The organism is Thomasclavelia saccharogumia DSM 17460 (assembly GCF_000686665.1).
In the GTDB taxonomy this organism is placed as follows: Bacteria; Bacillota_I; Bacilli_A; order Erysipelotrichales; family Coprobacillaceae; genus Thomasclavelia; species Thomasclavelia saccharogumia.
On the sequence record NZ_JMLH01000086.1, the window covers coordinates 1 to 11,026 of the forward strand.

At 30.9% G+C, this 11,026-nt stretch carries 4 protein-coding genes; all 4 read right to left on the reverse strand.

Annotated elements, in window-relative coordinates; genetic code table 11:
* The coding region (locus tag BR82_RS15940) for a LamG-like jellyroll fold domain-containing protein (protein ID WP_034865121.1) at positions 1-4,018 on the reverse strand (4,018 nt) is incomplete at its 3' end.
* A gap of 307 nt (positions 4,019-4,325) precedes the next feature.
* Positions 4,326-4,871, reverse strand: a complete 546-nt coding sequence (locus tag BR82_RS0113340) for a TetR/AcrR family transcriptional regulator C-terminal domain-containing protein (RefSeq protein ID WP_084300851.1) — start codon at positions 4,869-4,871, stop codon at positions 4,326-4,328.
* A 131-nt stretch (positions 4,872-5,002) separates the two neighbouring features.
* The gene (locus BR82_RS16860) at positions 5,003-8,947 is read right to left on the reverse strand and encodes a glycoside hydrolase domain-containing protein (RefSeq protein ID WP_084300853.1); all 3,945 of its coding nucleotides are present in this window, start codon (positions 8,945-8,947) and stop codon (positions 5,003-5,005) included.
* A 479-nt stretch (positions 8,948-9,426) separates the two neighbouring features.
* The coding region (locus BR82_RS15950) for a LamG-like jellyroll fold domain-containing protein (protein ID WP_027090593.1) at positions 9,427-11,026 on the reverse strand (1,600 nt) is incomplete at its 5' end.

Consider the following 11,026-nt stretch of genomic DNA (forward strand, 5'->3'; position numbering starts at 1 on the left):
CATTAACGACTACTGGCACCACTTTATTTAACTGTTCTTCGGTTACATTGTTTGCCATATCGACAGCTATTGATAATGCTGTTTTACTTACTGTTGCTGCTTCTACTTTTGTTAAAGCTTCTTTTGCATTTTGTAATGCTGTTAATGTGTTATCTACTTCTTCTTGAGTAATATCAGCTTTTTCTAAGACTGCTTTAGCATTATCCATTGCTGTTTTAAATTCCTTCCAGCTTTCTTGAGTATAATCTCCTTCATCAAGAGTTAAATATTCATCATATAATGCTTGCAATTCTGTTTTATTGATTTTATTAGTTAATTCCATTGTATCAGTATACTGGTTTTTAGCACGATAAAACTGATTTCTTACTGTTGAATACCAATTTACTTTAATTTCATCAGAGTTTTCTTTGAACGATAAAATCATTACCATTCCAACTCCTTGACCTGAACCATTATTATAGTCATCGCGATCCATAAATTGAGCATCGCAAAGAATCTGAGTTACAACATTACCATTATCTCCAACTTTTTTTGTGGATACAAGATCTGGGAACCCTACATGTCCAGCAACTACAGCTGTAATATTTTCATGTTTTCTTACATATAATTCCCACATTTCTTCACCATTAGTTGAACCACCAATAAAAGGTAAATGATCTTGAGTTTCATCATTGATTAAATTTCCATCAAAATTTAAATATTCATGAGTTGTTACAATAACTTTTTTATCTTTATTTTCTGCAGTTATTTTATTTGCCCATTCTAAAACTTCAAGACGTGGTGATTCTTCTAATGAAATTACCATAAATTCTACATTGTTGATTGTAAAATAACTATAAGTATTGTCAACTTCACCTTCTTTATAAGTACCACCAAATGATGGTTGACTTGATACTTCATCATATGGGAAATATTGATTCATTAACGGTGTACTGCGCACTCCATGCCATTTTCCATCAACTTTTTGAATTATAACATCATGATTTCCCGCAGAGAAAACATATGGAACCACGCCATCTAATAACTTCATACTATTTTTAGCAGTTGTCCACTGACTATGACTATCTCTTTCATTAACAATATCACCTACATGAATAGCTAATTCAATACCTAATTCTTCCTGACTATCTCTTATCCAGCTTGTTAATTTAGAGAAACTAGATGGTGCATACAAAGCTAGAGTTTGAGTATCTGGAATAATTGCAATACTTTTATAACCATCTGCACTTTTAGCAAATAAGTCACCATCGATCCAGTAATTTTCAGCATGATTTTGATTTAGAGAACTATCTAAATATTGTCCATTAACTTCTTTATCCAACTTCCAGCTTCCAAGTAATCCTATTTCATTTTCGATTTCTCTATTGAAATTATTTTTAATTTGTTCTTCACTTCTTGTTGTAGACCAAATTCTTAAATCTGCTAATTCACCTTTGAAATTATATGCATCACGAGAATCTTTACCAATTTTCATTGGCTGATTTAATTTTTTAACATCTATATCAATCGTTGATTCATGTACTTTTTCACCATTTACGTAAGTTGCCATCTTTTTATTAACTTGATCATATGCAATCGCTAAATGAATCCATTCACCGGTACAGACATTAATACCTGTTGCTTTATAATCATAAGATTTATCATTTACTGTCCAATAAATGCGTGGTACTCCATTACTATATATTTCAAAATTAACGATTGGAATATCACGATAATATGAATCAAATAAATTTCCAGCAATTACGCCACCTCTATTAGCAGCTGCTGATTCCGGCATCTTTAACCATGTTTCAAAAGTTAATGGAATTTGGTCAAAAGCATCTATCATTTCAACTTCGATATCGCCAGTTGAAAAATCTGTTCCTACGTTTGAATATTGCGAAATTTCTTCCATCCATTTTTGAATATATGGTGAAATAACATCATATCCTTTACTACCCACATGTATTTCTGTTGATAATCCATTATACATGTTTTTACCACTTGTTACTTCTAATATATCATAGCTATATGATTTATATACTCCATCCTCTTCTACTCCACCATCGTATAAATCAATGTATGGAATATTCCATTTATCACAAATTTCTTTTGCACGATCAAAATACGCTTTATTGTTATTACTATATCCACCCCATGTTGAATTTGGTGTTGCATAGTTTACGATGTAACCAATGATTGCATCTGGATACATTTCTTTTGCTTTATATAATAATTCATCCATTGCTCCAGAGAATGTACTAATATCAAAATCTTCTAAATTATATGAATCACTCATTTGTCCGATTTCTGTCATTGCAATCGAATCATTCATTCCACCATGTAATATTACATAATCATATGATCTATTTTGATTCAATTGATTTACGACTCTGTTTTCTGGATATGATGATGCTAATGCTGTTGAAATAGTTGCACTGCTGATTCCCGCATTCTTCCAATCCATATCATTAGCAGTACCAATTCTGCCAGCCCAGCCATAATATGGTTTTTCTGGATCTTTTACTGCATTTGTTATACTATCACCAGCAAATAATACTGATTTTCCCTTTAAAATACTATCATTATTTTCATCAAAATTAAAATTAACTGCTAATGCCTCAATTCCATCAGCTTTTTTATCCTTAATTACAGGACTTATATTACTTAAACTATTAAAATCAAAATCCCAGCTGTGTAATAAATCTGCTTCATTACCGCTTACTTCTAAATCCATTAATCCTTTTACTTCTTCACCTGTTTTACTACTATCCCATAATGTAAATGTATCGATTTGTCCATCTAAATAGAAACTGTTTGAACTTCTAAAGTCTGTTCCAATATAATGCTTATTACTAAAATTCAAATCTTCTGTTAATTTATTTGTTCCCTGATTCGTTAATTCCTGATTAACTAATTCAGTTCCATTTTTATAAATCTTTACCGCACTGTTTTCAAAATCTCTTACTACTGCAAAATGTGCCCACTTTTCATTACAGATATCCGCTCCTGTTGTTCTTACATCAAGACTTCCTGTTAATGTTCCATTTGTATAGCCAAATTCTACATATCTCAATTGATTATCAGCTGTTATTTCTACGCCCATTCCATTTTTTCCATATACATAGTTACTAAAGATCAATTGACGTTTATTTGGATTTTCATCAAATTTTGCCCAAAATTCTATTGTTTTTGGTGCTTTTTCTAAATTTTCAGTAATCTCTACATAATTTTTTTGAGTACTATCAAATTCTAAGAATGTTTTTGCTTTTGGTAAATCAAAATTAACAGCTGTTAATCTCGGCTGATTTTCAACCTTATTTAAAACAACGTTATTTTCTGTATCTAAATCATTTATATCTAACACCCAGTTATTCATCAAACCAGCTTCTTGACCAGTAAGTTCGTCTTCACTACCTACTTCTTCTGCTGTTTTAATAACATCCCACATTCTAATTTCATGAATATCCGCATCTAAATAAAATGATTTTCTGGCATCCGTTCCAACATAATGAACTTGATCCAATGGTACATTATCCTTTAATACATTAGTTCCTGTACCATTTAATTCTAACGTATCTTTTAATGTTCCATCTTCATACAATAATATTTTATTGTTTTCTACATCACGTACTAAAGATATATTATGCCAGTTTTCATCAAATAATTCTGGTATATTTACTTTATAATCAATTGCACTAACCGTCTTTCCATTTTCATATACATATTCTACATAACGCAACTGATTAGCAGCAGTTAGTTCTAATGAAAAACAGTTCTTGCCATAAACATAGTTACCCATTATCACTTTTCTACTGTTATCTGGTTTATCAAATTTAATTGAAATTTCCAGTGTTTTTGGAATGAAATCCAATGTTTTTTCAACTTCCAAATAATTCTTTTTACTGCTTTCAAACGATAAACTTGTCTTTTCCGTAGCCGCCAAAACATTATTCAAACTTATTTGTCCCATAACACCAGAAATAACAAGACCTAAAACAAGCATTAATCGCAAGCATTTCTTGACTATCCCCTTCATTTTCTTCTCCTTTCAATTCATTTCCCATAAAAACATTATCCCCATCGATCAATATAAAAATAGAGGTAGTATTTTATAATCTGTTACTCAAAATACATCATAAAAATTATAACAATATTTTAATCTAACATTATTATAGAAAGGGGTTAGATATTTTAATTTTATATGTATTTATATTAAACATTAAAACTACTACCTTGTTTATATTATAACATTTGACAAATACGATTAATATTACCAGTTATTTTTGAATGTATTAAAAAAGGTAACACTTCACTCTAAATGTTACCTGAATCAATATTTTTATTTATAATAAATAATTATTTACTAAAGCTGAAACAGCCCACTCCTGATAATACCCAGCTGCCTGTCTTGGTGTTAAAATATAGCCATCAGTAATCCATTTTTTAATCAGCATTACATGTGACGCTGAATAAAAATACGTCAGATAATCCATTTCGATTGCACTATCAACCTTTGCATCAGCTAATATTTTATAATAACATTTTATAAAATAATATAACAAATAAGACTCTAATGAATTTTCTCCTTTGGATTCAATTGCTTTACTATAAAATTCTTTATTATCATATATATTTTGGTACACTTGTTCCAAAATAATCGGTCGATTAAGATCAATTTTACCAAATTTATCTAATAAATCATTAAGTTCATTTATTACATCCTTAACTAAAATCTGTTCTAAAATATCATATTTATCTTGGTAAAAAGTATAAAATGTTTTTCGAGATATATTTGTTTTTTCGCAAATCATTTTCACAGTCACTTTATCAAAACCATTTTTACAAACCAATTCCCTAGTATTTTCTAATATTACACCCTTACTTTCCATTTTCCATTTTCCTTTCTCCTATTGATCTACTTATATAATTCATCATATACCTATTTTAATATATACATATTCAATAAGCAAAATAACGCCATAATTTATAATATGGCGTTATCATTTTATTTTAATAATATTTAATTTTCTTTTTTTCTTAATAATCCTAATCCTGCAGCTGCTAAAACTGATAAACTTGCATAAATACCAATTAATCCATTATCTCCAGTAGCTACACTTGCTGTTGTATCGCCAGCTTTGACTGAATTACTTGTTTCCAATCCCGCAATTGCTTTTGCTAAAACTTCTTTAGCATTATCGACTTCTTCCTGGCTTGCTTCAGGATCATCTAATACTGCCTTTGCTTTATCTAAGGCATCTTGCATTACATTCCATGTCTTTGCACTATAATTTGTGGCATTTAGTCCATTTGCTTTATTAATTAAGTCTTGTAATAGATCCTTATTTGGAATCAATCTCATATCTAAGTATGCTCTTATTAATGCTTCATATGCACTATCGACTTCTGCTTGGATTGCATCTAAATCATCTAATACTGCTTTGGCATTTGCCATTGGTTCATCTAATCCAGCGACACTTGCTTCTGTATATAGACTCTTATCTAAGCCATTTACCATGTCATATGCTTCTTGTAATCTTGTCTTATCTGCTCTTAAAACTAAGTTTCCAATAGCATTAGTTAAGTTATTTAACGCTTCTGTTACATCACTTTCTAATACATTTTCATCATTCATGACTTCAGTTGCTGCTTCGATTGCTTCTTGCAATGCTGCCCATGAATCAGTTGTATAATTTTCTTCTTCATAACCATTTGCTTCTTCTAGTAAGGCTTCTAAAGCACTCTTATCACCTTTTACAAAGTCTAACATATGAATTGCGTTAGCTAGACGATAGAATGATGTATCGATCGTTGTTTGATCAGCACTAGAATCAGCTAAAATACCTTCAGCTTCAGTTAATGCTGCTTCAAATTCAGCTACTACAGCTGGTACAACATTATCTAATGCATTTTGAGTTTTTAAAGTATTTGCAGTATCAACAGCTATCTGTAATGCTGTTTTATCGATATCAGCACTTGGCTGATTTGCAATAAATTCTCTTGATAATTCAATAATTCCATCTTTCATCCGAGTTACATCACTCAATACTGTTTGACGTACTGTTTCATTGGCTGCCACAGCACTGCCATAGCTTGTTGTTTGACTAGGTTTTACTAGCGTTGCTACTAGTTCGTTTACCTTATCTTGTAATTCTTCTGATTGTTCCATTAGATATTTTGCTTTATTGATATCTCGAATACCTTTTTTCAACATTTCATATCTTGGTGTACTATAGAAAGATGCATTATAACTTTCATCAATTTCATCTCTTGACATTGGATAGATAAACCATCCATCTCCAGGTTCCCAATAACGATATGTGACATTTTCTTGAGTGTTATATACCCAGTTATCCCATGCCCAGCGCATAAATCCATCTGTATTTTGAGTTAATGTATACCATATTACCCAATTATTATCAGCTGGATCGCTGATTGTAAAGTTACCTGGATAATCACCTGTACATGTATAGATCGTTGTCATTAATCCAAGTTCTTTTCGATGTGTTGCTAGAGCTTTTGTTGCTTGATTAGCTGATTGATCTACATTTCCTAAGTTGATTGAAATATCATCGATTTGATCAGTAAAATCATAGCTTGAATTATTATCAAAATTGAATGCTGATGAAATTTTGAAACTATCACCATTTTCATCTGTTAAACCATTGATTAATTCTACTGCTGGTCTTAATTGATTTATTCCTCTTTCATCCATTGAAATATATGTGATATCAAACCATCCTTTTTCTTTAGAGTGGTTCATGAAATCTGTTAAGAATGTTGTCCAGATTTCTTGCCAGTCAGTATTTCCTGGTGTATATGACTTTTTAACTGTACTTCCTGTTGCTTCATCATAGTATGCGATTTGATTGTTCCATGGAACAATACTATAACATTTAATTTGTCCGATTCCGTTTTCTGGATCAATTACTCCACATTCAATCTGGAAATTGATCCATGCATCATACCATGTATAATCAAATTCAAATGTTCCATCCGTTTTCTTTGTCCATTTTACCATTGAAGGATCACTATAATATGACTGATGATTCCATGCTTCTTCCACAATATTAGCAACTACATCTTTTCCACCCATAGCTGCATATTCTTTCATAGAGGCACGCATTAAATTAAAATGTTCTTCTGTAAAATAGAAATCTTCTGCAAGGTCATTTGAAATTCCACCAGAAGGATTTTCACCTAAACCTAAATAATAATTAGCAACTGAAAATGGATGTTGCCAAATCTGAATCTGTGTACCTGTTTCACTGCTTTCAGGTTGTACTAAATCAAGTACTTCAAATTCATAATTGAATTCGTATGGTTTTTCTAATTCATCTGCTGTAACAGTTACTGTTCCTTGATATAATCCCGGTTTAGCATCTTTAGGAACATTAATAGTTATCCATCCAAATTTAACTGAATTTGCTTCAATATCAGTTTTACCACCTTTATAGATTACATCTGGGAATTCTTTTACTGGTGCAGAAGAATTTCCACGCCCTACATTAGCTAAAACTTCTTTCAACCAGCTAACTTCAATATTATCTGATGAAATAACTGAATTTCCGTTTACAAAATCACTAACAGTTATTTGTGCATTATGAACATCTTTATCTCTTGTACATGTAACGATCTTAGAACTTAAAACGTCACCTTTCCAAGCAACATCTTGCCAGCTATCTGTATAATTTGTCAATAAATTATCATAATCTTCTTGAGTTTCTAATACATCTGTTGTTCCTACGTAAGCAGATAAAAATTCTACCATAGGAACAACTCTAACATTTATACTACCACTAATATCTGTTCCCTTTACAGTTGCCGTTATAACAGTATTAGCATCTTCACTACTGATTGCTGTAATTGTTCCATCACTATCTACAGTAGCAACATTTTCATCAGCGCTTTCCCAAATAATTTCTTTATTAGTAGCAACGCTTGGTGCAACTGCTGCTGTAATTTGTTTAGTTTGTCCACTTTCTAAAATAACATCAGTATCACTCAAAGAAATTTCAGTAGGATCGATAGCTCCATGATAAACTTTTGCATAATCTACCTGAATTGCACCACTAGCATCTTCAGGTAACATTACTTTGATCGTATGTTGTCCTTCACTTAATTCTTCTGATTCATAAATTAATTGTTGATGAATTCGACTACCTGTAGTTGTTCCATCAGCCTGTCCTGCTGCTACTCCATCAATAAACACATCATAAACTCCATGATTACTAGCTTTAGTAGCATAAATTTCTACTTTTGTCCCAATAAATGTAATTTCAAAGTAGTCTCCAGCATGTGCATAGTGTTCATCTCCATTTGAAAACATATCATAATGACCAGTTCCTCCTGTCCATCCACCAGTATATTTGAATTTAAATAATTCATTACCAGTAGTTACATCGCTGTCTTCAATTTTAGAAACGTATTCACCACTATCATCTTCAATAACTCCTAATACTTTTGCATAATCAATTTCTCCATCACAAGCTGATGAAGCAGAATTTTTAGTATTAGAAAGTTCTACTTTTAAAATATGTTCTCCATATTCAATTCCTGTTTTTTCATAAATTTTTCCTGTTGCAACTCGACTAGCACTATAAGCATCTACACTATCTATCTTTTCACCATCTAAATAAATATTATAAATACCTAAACCAGCCTGTTTTTCACCATATAATTCTATTCCAGTTCCTTTAAATTTTATCTCATAACTTGGCAATGGATCACCAGTATTATAGCGTCTAAAATTGAACCAATGCTCATCTCCACCGTAAAAACGATCTGGATATCCCGTACTAGTTCCCCAACCACTACTATAATTAAATTGATGCAATTCTTCACCAGTTTGAGAATCATTAATGATCAATTCTGTCCCTTGAGCTTTTACACTAACTGTTGAAAGTGGTAATAAACTAATTACCATCATTAATGTTAAAAATATAGCTCCTATCTTAGTTTTCATACTTTCCTCCTTTATTCTCAAATAATGGTTAAAATAATTTCTGTTTTTATTTTCATATCTCCTCCTTTTTTAAAATGTAACCCCTTTCTATATATATAAATTTTAATATTCAAATAATTTGTTGTATTTATAAATTTTAAAAAAATATTTATAAATTTTAATATTCTTTAACTTTTAATATCTGCAAGTTACTGCTAATATCATTTAAAAACATTATATTCTTAATTTAATTTGTTATTCTAGTTACAGTTACTAGGATATCTCAATTCAACAAAATCAAAAAAGTAACTTTTTTTAGTATAACGCTACATCTTAATTTATGTAAAAATTATATTCTTCAATTAATAGCTTAAATAATTTCTATACAGTTTATCAAATAATCAATTACAAAAAACCAAAGCATTGAGTTATTCAATGCTTTTGGTTTTTATATGTTTAAATATCAAAGATAAAATCTTATCTACATATAAATAAAAATATTAATTTTCTTTTCGTTTACTTACCAAAACTGTAGCCATACTCAATAAGCTAAGTCCTGCAAATAAACCAATTAAACTGTCATCTCCAGTCTTGATACTTACCGTTGTATCGCCTGCTTTGACTGAATTACTCGTTTTAACTTCTTCTAATCCTGCCATTGCTTTAGCTAACACATCTTTAGCATTATCTACCTGTTCTTGACTTGCTTTTGAATCATCTAGTACTGCTATTGCTTCTTCTAAAGCATTTTGCACCGCATTCCATGTTTTTGCACTGTAATTTGCAGTATTTAAACCATTGGCCTTATTGATAAGTTCTTGTAATAAGTCTTTATTTGGTTTTAATCTTAAGTCTAAGAAGACTTTGACTAACTTGACAAATACTTCATCAACTTCATCCTGCATTGCATTTTCATCTGCTAAAACTGCATTTGCTTTATCCAATGCTGGTAACATTGCCTGCCATGATGCTTCGATATATTTATTTTCATCTAAGGCGTTGATATCATCTACTTGTTTTTGTAATGCTGTTTTGTCACCTTGATAGAATTCTAACATCTGCATTACATTTGCTAGTCGATCAAAGGCACTATCTACATCAGCTTGTGTAGCTTTTTCATTACTATATACTTCTTTAGCGTTTGTTAAAGCTTCATTGAATTCACTTACTACAGCTGGTACGACATTTTCTAAATCAGCAGCTTCTGCCATTTCAATAGCTATAGCTAATGATGTTTTATTAGTTTCGATATTTGCCACTGGTACTAAACTATCAATCGCTGTTTGCAGTTTTGTTATCATTGCTGCTACTTCTTCCTTAGTAGTATTTTGATTATCAAGAAGTGCTTTTGCTTCAATTAATACATTTTCTAAATCAGCTGTACTAGATGCTGTGTATTGATTCTTATCAATACCTTCTGTTTTTGCTATTACATCATTTAAGGCTGTAAAATCTACTTTTCCTGTTGTTTTAAATTCTATCTCATGTCCAAATACTAAATTTCGACTATATGCTTTATCGCGTGTAATAACTTCGATCGTATATTTTGTATTTGCTGTTAATCCTGTAATCTCATAGCTTCCTGCCTCTGAATCAATCGTTAGTTTTTCTCCATTAAATAAAATATATGCTGGTGTAAATTTATCATCTAATGCTTCCCATGTTATTGTTGCTTTATCTTCTCCGGCTTCAACTTTATATGGAGCAACTACAGATTCTAATTCATATGCTTCAATTACTTTTTTATAGATCTTTAATTCATCTATATAGCTGTCATTTACTGGATAATGTTTGTTTCCATCTGCTCCTAAAATTAAATTCAAATCATTTACATCTATCGTCTTTCCTAAATCAGCACTTATACTTGTACTGTCTACTTTCTTTCCATCAATATACAATATCATCATTCCATCTCGATCAAACGTCGCTGCTATATGATGCCATTTTCCATCAGTTGCACTACTATATCGACCAGTATCTTTTCTACTGCTTCCTTCTACTGTAAAGTTTAATCCAATTCCTGGTCTTGGATCTGTAAATGTTCCTATTGCAAATCCTGGATTTGCTCCTGAATCCCAATCTTTATTAGAAATTACTGCT

What these genes read in the sequence shown, in the direction of transcription:
- BR82_RS0113340 (WP_084300851.1), bottom strand. Translation starts at nt 4,871, where the DNA reads ATGGAAAGTAAGGGTGTAATATTAGAAAATACTAGGGAATTGGTTTGT.
- BR82_RS16860 (WP_084300853.1), bottom strand. Translation starts at nt 8,947, where the DNA reads ATGAAAACTAAGATAGGAGCTATATTTTTAACATTAATGATGGTAATT.